This is a genomic window from Mycobacterium pseudoshottsii JCM 15466, assembly GCF_003584745.1.
GTDB lineage: Bacteria > Actinomycetota > Actinomycetes > Mycobacteriales > Mycobacteriaceae > Mycobacterium > Mycobacterium marinum.
Map to the genome: position 1 here is coordinate 283,928 of NZ_AP018410.1, position 14,055 is coordinate 297,982.

The following is a 14,055-nucleotide window of genomic DNA, read 5'->3' on the forward strand; positions in this document are numbered from 1 at the left end:
TACCACCGGTCTTCGGCCGGGCCGAGGCCCCGATAGACCATCATGGACGATTACATCCAGTGTTCGATGTCACCCGAGGAGAGCAGTGGCCGATTCCCCCGACTTTGTAGCAGCCATCGACCAGGGCACCACCAGCACTCGCTGCATGATCTTCGACCACCAAGGCGCCGAGATCGCCCGTCACCAACTCGAGCACGAGCAGATCCTGCCCCGCGCCGGCTGGGTGGAACACAACCCGGTGGAAATCTGGGAACGCACCGCCTCGGTGCTGATGTCGGTGCTCAACGCCACCGATTTGTCGCCGAAAAATATTGCCGCACTGGGAATCACGAATCAACGTGAAACCACGCTGGTGTGGAACAAGCGAACCGGCAGGCTCTACTACAACGCGATCGTCTGGCAGGACACCCGCACCGATCGCATCGCCTCAGCGCTAGACCGTGACGGTCGCGGTGACGTGATCCGCCGCAAAGCGGGATTGCCCCCGGCGACCTATTTCTCGGGCGGCAAGCTGCAGTGGATTCTGGAGAACGTCGACGGGGTGCGCGCCGCCGCCGAACGCGGTGATGCCCTCTTCGGTACCCCGGACACCTGGGTGCTGTGGAACTTGACCGGCGGCCCGCGCGGCGGCGTGCACGTCACCGATGTGACCAACGCCAGCCGGACCATGCTGATGAACCTGGAAACCCTGGACTGGGACGACGAGCTGCTGTCATTCTTTTCCATCCCCCGCGCGATGCTGCCCGCGATCGAGCCGTCGTCGCCGCTGCAGCCCTACGGCATCACCCAGGACACCGGTCCGGTCGGCGGTGAGGTACCCATCACCGGCATGCTCGGCGACCAGCACGCGGCCATGGTCGGCCAGGTGTGTCTGGACGCGGGCGAGGCGAAAAACACCTACGGCACCGGCAACTTTCTCCTGCTGAACACCGGCGAGACCATCGTGCGATCCAGCAACGGCCTGCTGACCACCCTGTGCTACCAATTCGGCGATGCCAAACCCGTGTACGCGCTGGAAGGGTCGATAGCCGTAACCGGCTCCGCGGTGCAGTGGCTACGCGATCAGTTGGGCATCATCAGTGGCGCCTCGCAGAGCGAGGCGCTGGCCCGGCAGGTCTCCGACAACGGCGGGGTGTACTTCGTGCCGGCATTCTCGGGCCTGTTCGCACCGTATTGGCGCTCCGATGCGCGCGGGGCGATCGTGGGGCTGTCGCGGTTCAACAACAACGCCCACTTGGCTCGCGCGACGCTGGAAGCGATCTGCTACCAGAGCCGCGATGTGGTGGACGCCATGGAAGCCGACTCGGGCGTGCGACTCGAGGTGCTCAAGGTCGACGGCGGCATCACCAGCAATGACTTGTGCATGCAGATCCAGGCCGACGTGCTCGGGGTGGACGTGGTGCGGCCGGTGGTCGCCGAGACCACCGCGCTGGGCGCCGCCTATGCGGCGGGGCTGGCCGTCGGTTTCTGGGCCGATCCGTCGGACCTGCGGGCCAACTGGCAAGAGGACAAGCGCTGGACGCCGCAGTGGACCGATGACCAGCGCGCCGCCGGATATGCCGGTTGGCGCAAGGCCGTGCAGCGGACCTTGGACTGGGTCGACGTGTCCTAGCGGCCGGTTACGGCGAGCCGTCGAGCCCGTCTTGGCCAATCAGCGCTCCGCCGGTGCCGCCGCCGCCGGGACTGCCCGGGGTGCCGCCGCTGCCGCCGTTGCCACCGTCACCGGTCAATCCGGCGTTGCCGCCGGCCCCACCGGCCCCGCCGCTGTCGGCGCCGCCGACGTAGTCGCCCTCGCCACCGGTGCCTCCGCTGCCGCCGTTGCCTGACAACTGCCCACCGGTGCCGCCCGCCCCGCCTTGGCCTCCGGCACCGGTAAAGCTGATTCCGCCGGCACCGCCGGCTCCGCCGCCGCCCAGCAACACGGCTTGCCCCCGGTCCCGCCGGTCCCGCCGGCCGTGGACCCGAATCCGCCGAACCCGCCGGCGCCGGCGTCGGAGAACACCAGCCCGGCACTGCCGCCGGTCCCGCCGGCCCCGCCGATTCCGCTGTAGCCGGATCCGCCGTTCCCGCCGCCGCCGCCGCTGCCGAACAACGTCCCGGCGTTGCCGCCGGACCCACCGTTGCGCCCGGGTCCGCTGGTGTTGTAGCCGCCCGCCCCACCGGTCCCGCCCGGTCCGCCGAGCAGGCCGGCATCGCCGCCGGCCCCACCGTTACCGGGGGTGCCGCCAAAGCCGGCCCCGCCGTTGCCGCCGGCGCCACCGCCGGCACCGACCAGCCCGCCGCTTCCTCCGGCTCCGCCGTCGCCCCCGTCGTTGAACCCGGCCCCACCGACCCCACCGGCGCCGCCGGCGCTCAATAGTCCGCCGGCCCCACCGGTTCCGCCGGTACCTCCCGAAGCGCCGCCGCTTCCGCCGCCTCCGCCGCCTCCGCCGTCACCGAGTAGCCAGCCGCCGGCTATGCCGGCCCCTCCGGTCCCGCCCGCGCCACCCGCGAGGCGCGCGCCCGCCCCGCCCGTACCGCCGGTGCCCAGCAAACCGGCGGCGCCGCCGTCGCCGAGTAGCCAGCCGCCGGGTGTGCCGTCGGTCCCGCTTCCGGCCGCACCCGGGGTGCCGTTGCCGATCAGTGGGCGCCCGGTGAGCGCCTGGGTGGGCTCGTTGATCACGCCGAGGGCTTGTTGCTGCAGGTTGTGTAGTGCCGAAGTGCTTGCCGGTGCGTTGAAGCCGTCCAGTCCCAGCAGCAGGCCGCTGATCCCGCCGGCGCCCGTGCTGCCGGTACTCAGGCCGGTGCCGCCGGTGCCGGCGTTGCCGCCGTTGCCGATCAGCACGCCGTTGCCGCCGTTGCCGCCGGCTCCACCGACGCCCGCACCGAAACCGAAGCTCTCGCCACCGGCGCCACCGGCGCCGCCGTTGCCGATCACCAGGCCGGCCCGGCCCCCGGCCCCGCCGTCGCCGGCGCCGACGCCACCGACTCCGCCGACCCCACCGTTGCCGAACAGCCCGGCGTTGCCGCCGGCTCCTCCGGCACCTCCGACGTCGTTGAGGGCGACGGCCGCGCCGCCCGCCCCGCCGGCCCCGCCGCTGCCGAACAGCAGCCCGGCATTGCCGCCGGCCCCGCCGGTGCCCCCACTGTCAGACATGTCGGTGCCGCCTGTTCCGCCGGTCCCGCCTCGGCTGTATGCGTCGGTGCCGCCGGCCCCACCGTTGCCGCCAGTACCGGCGATCAGTCCGCCCGCCCCGCCAGCACCGCCGGCGCCGCCCTCGTGATTGACGCCGGTCCCGCCGGCACCACCGTCGCCGCCGCCGGCGCCGAGAAACCCGGCCAACGCCCCGCCGGCGCCACCGGCCCCACCGCTCGCACTGACACCGGCGCCGCCGGCCCCGCCGAGCCCGCCGCCGCCGAAGAGCCCGCCGGCCCCGCCAACACCTCCGGCGCCGCCGGCGCTGCTGGAGCTGCCGCCGGCCCCGCCGTTACCGATCAGCCAGCCGCCAGGCGCCCCATCGGTACCCAGGCCAGGGGTCCCATTGGCGCCGTTGCCGATCAAGGGACGGCCGGTCAACGCCGCAATGGGCTCGTTCACCGCGGCGAGCAATCCGGCGCTGCTGGCCTCCGCTCCGGAATAGGCGCCCGCGCCTGCGGACAGCGCTTGGGCCAACCGGGTATGGAATTCCAGAGCCCGCGCGCTGAGCACCTGATAGCCCTGGCCGTGGCTGGAGAGCACGGTCGCGATAGCCGCGGACACCTCGTCCTCGGCTGCCGCCACGATCTGCGTGGTTTGAGAGGCCGCGGCCAGGTCCGTGGCCGCGGCCTCGATGATCTCGGGAACCGCCATCACGTAGGACAAGTGAATCCCTCCCCAAACGGGCGCACGATCCAGGGCTCCGGCGTTGTTGATTAGCAGGCTTGTGAGCTGGGGGATTGTGGATTGAGGAGGTCTAGGCGGCGGTTGGCGGTCAAAGCGGTGATCCGGCAGGCTTCGGCGATGTTGTCGGCGCCGTTGAGGCGGTGCAGATTGATCGCGGTGTTGCGTAGCGTTGCTAGGACCTGTGCGCCGTTTCCGGTATGTGCCCTTTGACGGTCTTCGTCGAAGGTGACGTCGCGTATCCAGTGCAGGCTGTTCTCGATTCCCCAGTGTTGACGCATCCAGGTCATGATCGCGGTAGGGCGGGCGTGCTCGAACGGCAGGCTGCAGATGGCATAGACCACCTCCACGCTGCGCTGGTCGGTGGCGGTGATCAAGCGTTCACGAGTGATCCGGATGATTTGTTTTGCGTAGGGGAAGCCGATTCCTCGTGCAGCGGTGATGATTTGCAGGGTGCGGGTCTCGACACGGCCGTGGCCGCGGGAGTCGTCGGTAGCGGCTGTGGGCACCTCGGCCCAGGGCAGCGCGGTGATACGCGCAAGTATTTTGGCTTGGTTGGACTTGACGATCATCAGGTAGTGCGACTTCAAGGTGGCGCAGATCAACTTCGCGGTGACGACCTGGGTATGCATCGCATCCACGGTGACCAGCCACCGCAAGCTACCCGGCAGCAGCGTGAGCAGGGCACGTACGCAGGGAATTTCATTGCTTTTCTCGGCGACAGCGAGTTGACCGAGCACCAATCGGGCACGGTGGGCGAACACCGACACGAGATGCGTGGCTGTCGCTTTGGCGCGTAAAGCACCACGCAGCATCTTGCCGTCCAACGCGATCGGCACCAATCCACTGGGGTCGCTGCTGGCCACGTGTGCAGTGAAGTAACTGCCCATCCTGGCGTTGAGGTCGGCGGGGTCTAGCCGAGACAAAACAGCGCGGAAGGTCTTCTCACTGGGCCGCCGGAACCGGACCCCTAATTGGGCCAACACATCATCGGGAGCGGTGGCCGCCCATGTGGCAAAACCAGCATAGCCGCGCATCCCCGCGGCAGTGGCCAGAACCGCGATCGCCAACAAAGCCATCAGCGAATACCTCCGACCGCGTGGGTCCCTCGGGTCTGGCACCGAGGCCAACACATCGAGAAACTCCGATCCGATGAGCTCGCTGCGCTCACCAGGACTCCAGCGGTCGAACACCTCTGGAACCGACGACACAGGCAATACTGAAACGGTAGGCACGGGCAACTCCAGACCAACGACGAACAGTAACCAACTCGATCGTTCTCCAGATAGCCCGTGCCTACACTCCGGCCCCAATAGCGCGGCACCAAAGATCATCAACCCAGCTCACAAGCCTGCTAATCAACAACGCCGGAGCCCTGGCGCACGATCTAACTGGCGCCCAATCATTCACGTTATAGTCAGCGAATCAGACGTAATCCGATCTGGGTTGGGGAATCCCGGTTTTCATAGATGTTTGCGATATTTAAGTTGGTTGAGTAACCAACCGGATGGTAGTGATCACTCCTCGCCGAGAATGCCGTAGATCTCCCGGCGCGCGTTGTTGATGATGTCGATGACGCGTTGCTGCTGCTCGGGGCTGGCGGCGTGGGCCGTTTGCATAACCGCGCCGATCAGCTGGCGCATCGCCGTGCGCAGGTTGATGTGTGCCGGGTCGACACCTTCGGCGATCTCATCCCACGGTGGGGTTTCGATCTTGTCGGCGGCCTCGCGTCCCTGTTCGGTCAGCTCGAAAAGTTTCTTGCTGCCATCGGATGCGCTGGCCGCGATCAGGCCCTCGTCATCGAGCAACTGCAGGGTGGGATACACCGAGCCGGGGCTGGGGCGCCACAGGCCGTTGCTGCGGTCGGCGATCTGCTGGATCATCTCGTAGCCGTGCATGGGCTGTTCGCTCAACAGCACCAAGATGGCCGCGCGCACGTCACCGCGCCGTCCACGGCCGGGGCCGCCGCGGCGCCCACCGCCTCGTGCGCCACCGGGGCCGAAGCCGAAACCGAGCCCGGGGCCAAAGCCGGGGCCGAACCCGCCGCCGAACCCGAGCGGTCCGTCATGGTCGGCGTCGTGGTCGCGGAGGTGTTCGAAGAATTCGCGCCGGGCGTGCCGCCTGGCGCTGTGTAGGGCACGCCGCTGTGCCGGTCCGGGTCCGAAGCCGAACCCGGGTCGCGGGCCGAACGGTCCGCCGGGGGGTGTGAACAGGTTGTTCATGTTGTGTTCCTTACGTGTCTTTTGGAAGGTCGCCACGATGGACGACTGGTATATCGAATACACATCACGATATATCGTGATCGAACGTAAGACAATGCCCGGATCGGCCGGCCGATCTGGATTGCGCGCGTCGTCAGCTCGGTGGCGAGAACCCGCCGCCGACGGGGCCCTGCGGCGGGCTCGGGGCCGGGTCGGGTGCGAACGGGGGCTGGATTAGGGGCTGGGGCGCGGGCTGGCCGGGCCACCAGACCGGAGCCGGCGGGGTCTGCGGCGGCCATCCCGCTGGCCCGCCTGCTCCCGCGGGGCGCAGCCGGGCCAGCTCGCGGCGGTGTCGCTCGGCGAGTACCGCGGCAAGCACGAGCTGTGGAGGCGTGCCCGGAGGCGGTGGCGGGGCGATGTGGGACAGCACGTCCCCGGCGATGCGATAGGCCATCTGGTGGCGCAACCGCAGATCCAGTTGTGGCGCTCGGGAAAGGAATTGGCGCGCGACCTCGGCCTGGCCCGCGCTGAGGCCGGAGAGCTGCAGCGACGATGCCCACCAGGCCAGGGTCGGTGGCATGGCCGGCGGTGGCGCCAGCCGGGGGCCGCGCTCGCTGACGACGATTGTGCCGGCGAAGATGTCACCGACACGTTTGGCTTTCGGCGATAGCATGCTGCAGATCACGGCCGGGCTGCCCAGCAGCATCCAGATCTCCACCACCGCCGCCAGCGCGCGAAACAGTGCCTGGCGGAAGCGTTCTGGGCCGCCGTCATCGGACACCACGCGCAGGCCCATGGCAATCTTGCCCAACGAACGGCCCCGGGTCGCCGTCTCCATGATCACGGGATAACCGACGAGCACCAGCACCGTGAAGATGATCAGGAACGCGATGGTCAATGCTTCGTCGAGTTCGCTCAGCGAGGCTGCCCACAGCGTCAACCCCATGATGTAGCCGATGAACATCACGGTCATGTCGATGATCGCGCTCACCGCGCGTACCGGCAGCTGGGCGATCTGCACGTCCAGCACCACCGCGTCCCCGGTTACCACCTCCGACATACCTGGGAACGGTACAGGCAGCCCGATCCCGCGGGATGGCTGCCGGTGTCGCACCGGATGCCCGCCGTGAACTGGGCGAACCCCCGGCGGGATAGGCTGCGCGGGTGGATGTCGACGCGTTCTTGCTGACCCACCGCGCCACCTGGGACCGGCTCGACCACCTAGTCAAAAAACGTCGCTCGCTGACCGGCGCCGAGATCGATGAACTCGTTGAGCTCTATCAGCGGGTATCCACGCACCTGTCGATACTGCGGTCGGTGTCGTCGGATCCGTTGGTGACCGGCCGGCTCTCGAGTCTGGTTGCGCGTGCCCGCGCCGCGGTCACCGGTGCGCACTCGCCGCTGAGCAGCACGTTTGTTCGGTTCTGGACGGTGTCCTTTCCGGTGGTGGCCTACCGTGCCTGGCGCTGGTGGTTGGCGACGGCGGTGGCATTCTTCGCGGTGGCGGCGCTCGTCGGGTTCTGGGTTGCCGGTAGCCCCGAGGTGCAGTCCGTCATCGGAACCCCCGCTGAGATCCACGAATTGGTCAACCACGACGTCGAGTCCTACTACAGCGACCACCCCGCGACCGCGTTTGCGCTGCAGGTCTGGGTGAACAACTCCTGGGTGGCCGCCAAGTGCATTGCGATGTCGGTGGTGTTGGGGGTGCCCATCCCGCTGGTGCTGTTTCAGAATGCGGCAAACGTGGGAGTGATCGCGGGCCTGATGTTTGCGGCCGGCAAGGGCGGGGTGCTGTTGGGCCTGCTGATTCCGCACGGATTGCTGGAGTTGACGGCGGTCTTCCTGGCCGGTGCGGTTGGGATGCGGCTGGGCTGGTCGGTGATTGCGCCCGGCGACCGGCCGCGCGGGCAGGTTCTTGCCGAGCAGGGCCGCGGGGTGGTGTCGGTTGCCGTGGGTCTGGTGGGTGTGCTGTTGGTATCCGGGCTGATTGAGGCCATGGTGACGCCGGCGCCGTTGCCGACCTTCGTCCGGATCGCCATCGGCGTCATGGCCGAGGCGGCGTTCTTGGGCTACATCGTCTACTTCGGCCGCCGCGCGGCCAAAGCCGGAGAGACCGGTGATATCGAGGACGCACCCGACGTGGTGCCCACCAGCTGAACCCCTACAGCCGGCCGGTCGCTTTCATCGCCAGGTAGCGATCGGCGAGTGCCGGCGCAATTTCGGTGGGCGGCGCGTCGACGACCTCCACGCCGCTGCGGCGCAGGCGAGCGGCGATTGTGCCCCGGTCATTTCGGGCGCGTTCGGCGGCGGCCGCGTCATACACTGCCGCCGCGTCGGAACGCCCGATGGCCAGTTGATCGACCCGAGGGTCGGCGACCGCGGCCACCACCACCTGATGTTTGGCCGATAGCTGCGGCAGCACCGGCAGCAGGCCTTCGTCGAGGGCCGTCGCGTTGAGGTCGGTCAGCAACACCACCAAGGAGCGCCGGCGAGTCCGCCGCGCAATTGTGGCAACCATTGACCGCCAGTCGGATTCGACCAGCGCCGGCTGCAGCGGGGCCATCGCGTCGACCAGCTGGGCCAACAGTTCGGTGCGCGATGCGCCGAACACCGCCGCGCGGCTCACCCGGTCATGGGCGAGGAAGTCGACGTGATCGCCGGCCCGCGACGCCAGTGCGGCCAACAGCAGCGCGGCATCCATGGACCAATCCAGTCGCGGCCACCCCGCGGGATCGGCGTCGGTCGGGTCCACGCCAACCCGGCCCGCCGCCATGCGCCCGGTGTCGAGCACCAGCACCACGCGTCGATCGCGCTCCGGGCGCCAGGTGCGGACCATGACGTCGGCGCGGCGTGCGGAGGCGCGCCAGTCGATCGACCGCACGTCATCGCCGACGACGTATTCACGCAGCGAATCGAATTCGGTGCCCTGCCCGCGGATCAGCGTGGGCAACAATCCGTCGATCTCACGCAGCTTGGCCAGCCGCGACGGCAGGTGTTTACGGGACAGGAACGGCGGCAGCACCCGGACCTGGCCCGGCACCACCTGGGAACGCTGCCGCCCGGCCAGGCCCAGCGGCCCGATCGAGCGGGCTGTGACGGCGGCGCAGTGTTGGTCACCGCGGCGCACCGGTTGCAGCGCGGTGTTCACCTGCTGGCGCTCACCGGCGGCGATATTGATCGGGTGGGTGCGGGGCTGGGCACGCGCACTGGGCGGCCAGGCGTCGCGGACCAGGCCGCGAAACCGGCGGCGCCCCACATTGTGGATCACCAGGGCGGCATCGGCGGGCTGGCCCAACCGGATCGAGCTGTTTGCGCCGCGCGTGTAGCTCAACTTGCGGGGGCTGGCCGCCAGCGCGACGTCGATGGCCACCGCCACCGCCAATGCCAGCAGCAGCATTCCGAAAGCCCGTGGCGGCCAGGGGGACAGCGCGATCGGCAGCACGCCGATCAGCGCCATCAGTCCGGTTCGTCCGGTCAGGATCACTAGCGGGGCACCGGAACCGAGGCCAGAATTCCGTCTAGGACCCCGTCGGGGGTGGCGCCTTCGAGCTCGGCCTCCGGGCGCAACATGATCCGGTGGCGCAACGTCGGGCGAGCCATGGCCTTCACGTCATCGGGGGTCACGTAGTTGCGTCCGGATAGCCACGCCCAAGATCGGGCGGTGCCCAGCAGTGCGGTCGCGCCACGCGGTGACACACCCAGCTGTAGGGCGGGGGAGGACCTGGTGGCTCCCACGATGTCCACGATGTAGCCCAGCACCTCGTCGGCGATCAGCACCCGGCTGACGGCCTCGCGCCCGGCGGCCAGCTCGGCCGGGCCGGCCACCGGTTTGATCGCGGACAGGTCGCGGGGATCGAAGCCGTGTGCGTGGCGGCCGAGAATGGCGATCTCGGACTCCCGCGAGGGCAGACCCACGTTCAGCTTCAGCAGAAAACGGTCGAGCTGGGCTTCGGGCAGCTGATAGGTGCCCTCGTATTCGATGGGGTTCTGCGTCGCGGCCACGATGAACGGGTCCGGCAGCGGCTTGGCCTGGCCCTCCACACTGACTTGGCGCTCTTCCATCGCCTCCAACAGCGCCGCCTGCGTCTTGGGCGGGGTGCGGTTGATCTCGTCGGCGAGCATCAGATTGGTGAACACCGGGCCAGGGCGGAAGGCGAACTCCGCACTGTGCGCGTCGTAGACCAGGGAACCGGTGACGTCGCCGGGCATCAAGTCGGGAGTGAACTGCACCCGCTTGAATTCCAGCTGCAGTGCGGCGGCCAGGGCGCGGACCATCAGCGTCTTCGCCACCCCGGGGACGCCTTCCAGGAGCACGTGGCCCCGGCACAGCAGCGCGATCACCAAGCCGCTGATCACCCCCTCCTGGCCGACCACGGCCTTGGCGATCTCGGCACGTAATCCCAGCAATGCTTCGCGGGCCGGATCCGTGGTCGGGGACTGGGTGGGAGCCGGATGTGTCACGAGTGAGTGACCTGCCTTTCGATGTCGTCGAGTGCGCGGGCAAGCTGCAGTAGATCGTGGTCGTCCGCCGGTGGGGGGCCAAACAGGTGATACCAGACGTATCCCGCGTCGGCGCCGCTGCGCTGGGCAACGGTGATCGCGACCGCTTGCGGGTCCGCGCTGGAGCCGATGCCGAGTCGGGGTAGTAGCCGCTGCAATGTCGCGGTGCGCAGCGCATCCGCGGCGCGATCGCGGGCCCGACGGGACCGGTATAGCCGGCCGCGCCCCTCGACCGTCTCCGATGCCCGCACCACCACGGGCATCTCCTCGGCCACCAGGGGGCCCATCCGGCGGCCCTTCCGCAGCGCCACCAAGATCACGGCCAGCCACAGCTGCCAGACGATCCAGCTGACGTTGGCCGGGATGAGATCGGAAAGCGAACTGGGAGATGATGTTTCACCCTCGACGAGGTGAGGTGCGTACCAGATGAGACGGGGCCGGGCGCCCGCCAGATTCATCGCCAGCGCCGCATTGCCCTGCTCCCGCAATCCGTCGTTGGTCATGAAGTGATTGCTGCCCACCACGGTGACGGTTCGCCCGACGTCCTGGTAGCGAACCAATGCCCCGCCGTAGCAACTGATCATCGCGAGTTCGCCCTTGCCCCGATACGCGTCGCTCGGCCCAAAACGCACCGTGCCGGCTCGATCAGCTTCACGCAGTGGGCAATCCGGCCGGATGGCGAGCGTCTCTGCGGCACCGACGCGCAGCTTCGGCGTCAGCACCCTGCGGGTGCGCGCCGTGGGTTCCACCAGCAAGAGGTCGCCGGGGACGCGTGAGAGCCGGTTGAGTAGGGCGTTGTTGGCCAGATACTGGGTTTGCGCCACGAGTAGCAGCGTGTCGGCGCGGGCGGCGTTCTCGACGTCGGCGACGGTGTTGGCGACCACCACCTCGACCCCACCTTCGCGCAGCAGTGTCACCAGCGCACGAGCACCCGAGCCGCTGGTCGATTCCGGGTCCATCGTGCCGCCGGGGCGCGGCGCGGTCAGGTAGGTGGCAATCGAGGCGATGACGGTGACCGCGGCCAGGGTGAGCAGCACGCCACGCCATGGTTTGCGTTTCCGGCTGGGGGTGTGCGCCGACTCGGCGCGTGCGGGCATCACCGGACCTGCGCCCAGGAGTCGCTGGGGGCGGGTCGCCCCACGCTCGGCGATGCGGTGGAACGTGAGCGCAAGTGGTCGTCGAGGTCGGCGATCAGCTGGTAGGCGGCTTCGGTGCCGGGCCGCTCACCGTAGGTCACGTCATTGAAGGCGGCCGCCGCCTGCGCCAATTCGCCGGCCAGATACGGCAACACATCGCCGGCATCGTTGGCCAACTCGTTGGCGGTGCGCCCGGGCGCGGGGTTGAGCACACCGGTCTCCTCCAATTCGCGGGCGACCGCGCGCAGCCGGTGCCGGATCGCCGCGGCCCAATTGCTGTCGGCGGCATAACCTTGCGCCGTGGCCCGGTGCTGGGCGGCGGTGAGTTGGCCGGCATCGAAGAGCTGGTAATCGCCGCCGCGATTGGTACGTAGGGTGCGACGTGCGATGTTGATCGCGACAACCACGACGATCACCAGCAGGATTACCAATACGGTGATGGTGAACCAGCCGCCGGACACCGACGAGCCCTTCTCCAGCAGCCGATACAGCAACTCGTTGATCCAGTCGTTGAGATGCTGGGACAACGAACTCTTGGGATAGATGGGTTTATCGAGTTCGCGCTGTGCGGCCTGGTGCGCGGCATCGCGGTCGATGTCGATGGAAGGCACTGTCCGTCCTCACGAGTCCATTAGAGCGGCCGGGTGAGCCAGAGGGTGTCGGTGGACTCCACGGCGGCGGGGCCGCCGGCGGCCCCAGTTTGCAGAACCAGATCGAATGCCTCGGCCCGCATCCGCCGGTCGGTGTAAAGCAGCACGACAACCCCGGCGGTGAATGGCGCGGTAATGATCTGGCTGATCGCCGAGCCGATGGACGACAGGGTCATGCCCACCAGAAACATACCGGTGGAACCCTCGCTCGCGGTGGCGCCCAGCAGTATCTGGCCGACGATGCCAAACGGCGCCGAGATCGCGCCACCAACCAGGCCGACCACGATCGCGGTCAGCAGTCGGATGCCCAGAACCCGCCAGAAGCCGCCGGTTACCAGCGCAAACGATCTCGTGATCGCGTCGACCAGCGGCAGCCTCTCCAGCACGATCAGCACGGGCGCGAACATCAGCACCGTGTACAGGTAGGCCACCAGCAACCCGACCAGCAGCACCAGCGGGAAGCCCAGCAGTGCCGCGGTCGCTCCGTTGGCGGCGGCGGCCACCCCGACCAGGATGACGACCACCAGGCCCGCGAGCGCAACGAGTCCGGCGCCTTCCAGCAGCGCCAGGCCGATCAGCGCCAGGATCCGCCCACGGACCCTGGCCCAGGCTTCGCTGATGGTGATCGGCGACCCGAATACGGCCCGCCCGACGACGACGGTGAGTATTCCGCTGAGCAGCATGCCACCCAGCCAGCTCACCAGCAGGCCGGCCGCCGCGGAGCCGGTCCACGCGCCCACCACGCCCCAGCTCAGTTCGGACGGGTGAGTGTCGAAGCGACTGGCGGCTTCCAGCGGGCCGATCGTGGCGAGCAATGTGATGACCTGCATGACCACCACGACGATGGCGGTCAGGCCGAGCGTCGCTTTCGGATTGGCCCGGATGTAGCCGACCGCGCCGTTGAAGATGTCGCTCAACGTCAAGGGGCGCAGCGGGATGATCCCGGGTTTGACGGCGCCGGGAACCAGCGGCGGCCCGTAGCCGGGTGGTGGTCCGTAGGCGGGTGGTGGTCCGTAGGCCGGCGGTGGGTCGGCATACCCCGATGGCGGGTAGCCGGCTGCTTCGTACCCGGGAGCTCCCGAATTCGGCTCGACCGGATATCCCGGCGGCGGCAGCGTGCTCACCGGGTGCAGCGGCTGTCGTCGATGGTCATGTGCTCCATCCTGTCGGCGGTTGGGGTAATTCTCAATGTAGGCATGTAGTGTCGGGCGCCCCGCCCATTGGCGCGTAGCGTTTCTCCCATGGCGGAACTCAAATCCCGGCTCCGGTCGGATCTGACCAAGGCGATGAAGTCGCAGGACAAGTTGCGTACAGCGACGTTGCGTATGGTGCTGGCCGCGATTCAAACCGAGGAAGTCTCCGGCAAGCAGGCCAAAGAGCTCACCGATGACGAGGTGCTCAAGGTGCTGGCCCGCGAGTCCCGCAAACGCGGTGAGGCCGCCGAGATCTATACCCAGAACGGGCGTGGCGAGATGGCCGCCAACGAGCATGCCGAGGCACGAATCATCGACGAATACCTGCCGACTCCGCTCACCGAGGCGGAATTGGCCGATGTCGTCGACACCGCAATTGCTCAGGTGGCCGAGCAATTGGGACAACGGCCCCACATGAAGCAGATGGGGATGGTCATGAAGGTCGCCACCGAGATCGCCGAGGGCAAGGCCGACGGCGCCCGGCTCTCCACCGCGGTCAAAGAACGCCTGTAGCGC

Annotated in this window: 12 protein-coding genes; 3 read left to right on the plus strand and 9 right to left on the minus strand. The window is 68.5% G+C overall.

All coding sequences use genetic code 11. The features are described 5' to 3' along the window. Window positions 1-145 precede the first annotated feature (145 nt). Window positions 146-1,612, plus strand: a complete 1,467-nt coding sequence (glpK, locus tag MPSD_RS01310; RefSeq protein WP_232022851.1) for a glycerol kinase GlpK — start codon at window positions 146-148, stop codon at window positions 1,610-1,612. 114 nt (window positions 1,613-1,726) lie between these two features. On the opposite strand, the gene MPSD_RS01315 is transcribed toward glpK, so the two are convergent. The 4 genes from MPSD_RS01315 to MPSD_RS01335 form a co-directional block, all read right to left on the minus strand. Continuing rightward, window positions 1,727-3,841, minus strand: a complete 2,115-nt coding sequence (locus MPSD_RS01315; RefSeq protein WP_372509736.1) for a PE family protein — start codon at window positions 3,839-3,841, stop codon at window positions 1,727-1,729. Window positions 3,842-3,891: 50 nt separating this feature from the next. Continuing rightward, the gene (locus tag MPSD_RS01320; protein ID WP_420811852.1) at window positions 3,892-5,094 is read right to left on the minus strand and encodes an ISAs1-like element IS2404/ISMul1 family transposase; all 1,203 of its coding nucleotides are present in this window, start codon (window positions 5,092-5,094) and stop codon (window positions 3,892-3,894) included. A 282-nt stretch (window positions 5,095-5,376) separates the two neighbouring features. Then, the gene (locus MPSD_RS01330; protein ID WP_012396718.1) at window positions 5,377-6,081 is read right to left on the minus strand and encodes a PadR family transcriptional regulator; all 705 of its coding nucleotides are present in this window, start codon (window positions 6,079-6,081) and stop codon (window positions 5,377-5,379) included. 133 nt (window positions 6,082-6,214) lie between these two features. Continuing rightward, a complete protein-coding gene (locus MPSD_RS01335) occupies window positions 6,215-7,120 on the minus strand; it encodes an RDD family protein (protein ID WP_036426008.1) in 906 nt (301 codons plus the stop codon). A gap of 104 nt (window positions 7,121-7,224) precedes the next feature. Here MPSD_RS01335 and MPSD_RS01340 point away from each other — a divergent pair, with 104 nt between their 5' ends. Continuing rightward, window positions 7,225-8,217, plus strand: a complete 993-nt coding sequence (locus tag MPSD_RS01340) for a stage II sporulation protein M (protein ID WP_020785263.1) — start codon at window positions 7,225-7,227, stop codon at window positions 8,215-8,217. A 4-nt stretch (window positions 8,218-8,221) separates the two neighbouring features. On the opposite strand, the gene MPSD_RS01345 is transcribed toward MPSD_RS01340, so the two are convergent. Genes MPSD_RS01345 through MPSD_RS01365 form a run of 5 tightly spaced genes read right to left on the minus strand, consistent with a single transcriptional unit; the run spans window position 8,222 to window position 13,470 of the window. Continuing rightward, the gene (locus MPSD_RS01345) at window positions 8,222-9,544 is read right to left on the minus strand and encodes a DUF58 domain-containing protein (protein ID WP_011741899.1); all 1,323 of its coding nucleotides are present in this window, start codon (window positions 9,542-9,544) and stop codon (window positions 8,222-8,224) included. Next, on the minus strand, window positions 9,544-10,521 hold the full coding sequence (locus MPSD_RS01350; protein ID WP_015357524.1) for an AAA family ATPase: 978 nt from the start codon (window positions 10,519-10,521) through the stop codon (window positions 9,544-9,546). Before MPSD_RS01350 ends, MPSD_RS01345 begins: the two co-directional genes overlap by 1 nt. Beyond that, window positions 10,518-11,657: a DUF4350 domain-containing protein gene (locus MPSD_RS01355; RefSeq protein WP_036426003.1), complete on the minus strand. Its 1,140-nt coding sequence runs from the start codon at window positions 11,655-11,657 to the stop codon at window positions 10,518-10,520. Before MPSD_RS01355 ends, MPSD_RS01350 begins: the two co-directional genes overlap by 4 nt. After that, a complete protein-coding gene (locus MPSD_RS01360) occupies window positions 11,657-12,307 on the minus strand; it encodes a DUF4129 domain-containing protein (RefSeq protein WP_020785260.1) in 651 nt (216 codons plus the stop codon). The genes MPSD_RS01355 and MPSD_RS01360 overlap by 1 nt, the downstream gene beginning before the upstream one ends. 20 nt (window positions 12,308-12,327) lie before the next feature. Next, complete coding sequence (locus MPSD_RS01365) at window positions 12,328-13,470, minus strand: hypothetical protein (RefSeq protein ID WP_020785259.1); 1,143 nt, start codon at window positions 13,468-13,470, stop codon at window positions 12,328-12,330. Between the two features lie 117 nt (window positions 13,471-13,587). Here MPSD_RS01365 and MPSD_RS01370 point away from each other — a divergent pair, with 117 nt between their 5' ends. Further along, window positions 13,588-14,052 carry a GatB/YqeY domain-containing protein gene (locus MPSD_RS01370; protein WP_012396712.1) on the plus strand — a complete coding sequence of 155 codons (465 nt, stop codon included), beginning with the start codon at window positions 13,588-13,590 and terminating at the stop codon, window positions 14,050-14,052. The last annotated feature ends 3 nt before the right edge of the window (window positions 14,053-14,055 follow it).

Excerpts from the sequence above, each read along its gene's own strand:
- glpK (WP_232022851.1), top strand. The coding sequence starts at position 146 with ATGATCTTCGACCACCAAGGCGCCGAGATCGCCCGTCACCAACTCGAG.
- MPSD_RS01330 (WP_012396718.1), bottom strand. The coding sequence starts at position 6,081 with ATGAACAACCTGTTCACACCCCCCGGCGGACCGTTCGGCCCGCGACCC.
- MPSD_RS01335 (WP_036426008.1), bottom strand. The coding sequence starts at position 7,120 with ATGTCGGAGGTGGTAACCGGGGACGCGGTGGTGCTGGACGTGCAGATC.
- MPSD_RS01355 (WP_036426003.1), bottom strand. The coding sequence starts at position 11,657 with ATGCCCGCACGCGCCGAGTCGGCGCACACCCCCAGCCGGAAACGCAAA.
- MPSD_RS01370 (WP_012396712.1), top strand. The coding sequence starts at position 13,588 with ATGGCGGAACTCAAATCCCGGCTCCGGTCGGATCTGACCAAGGCGATG.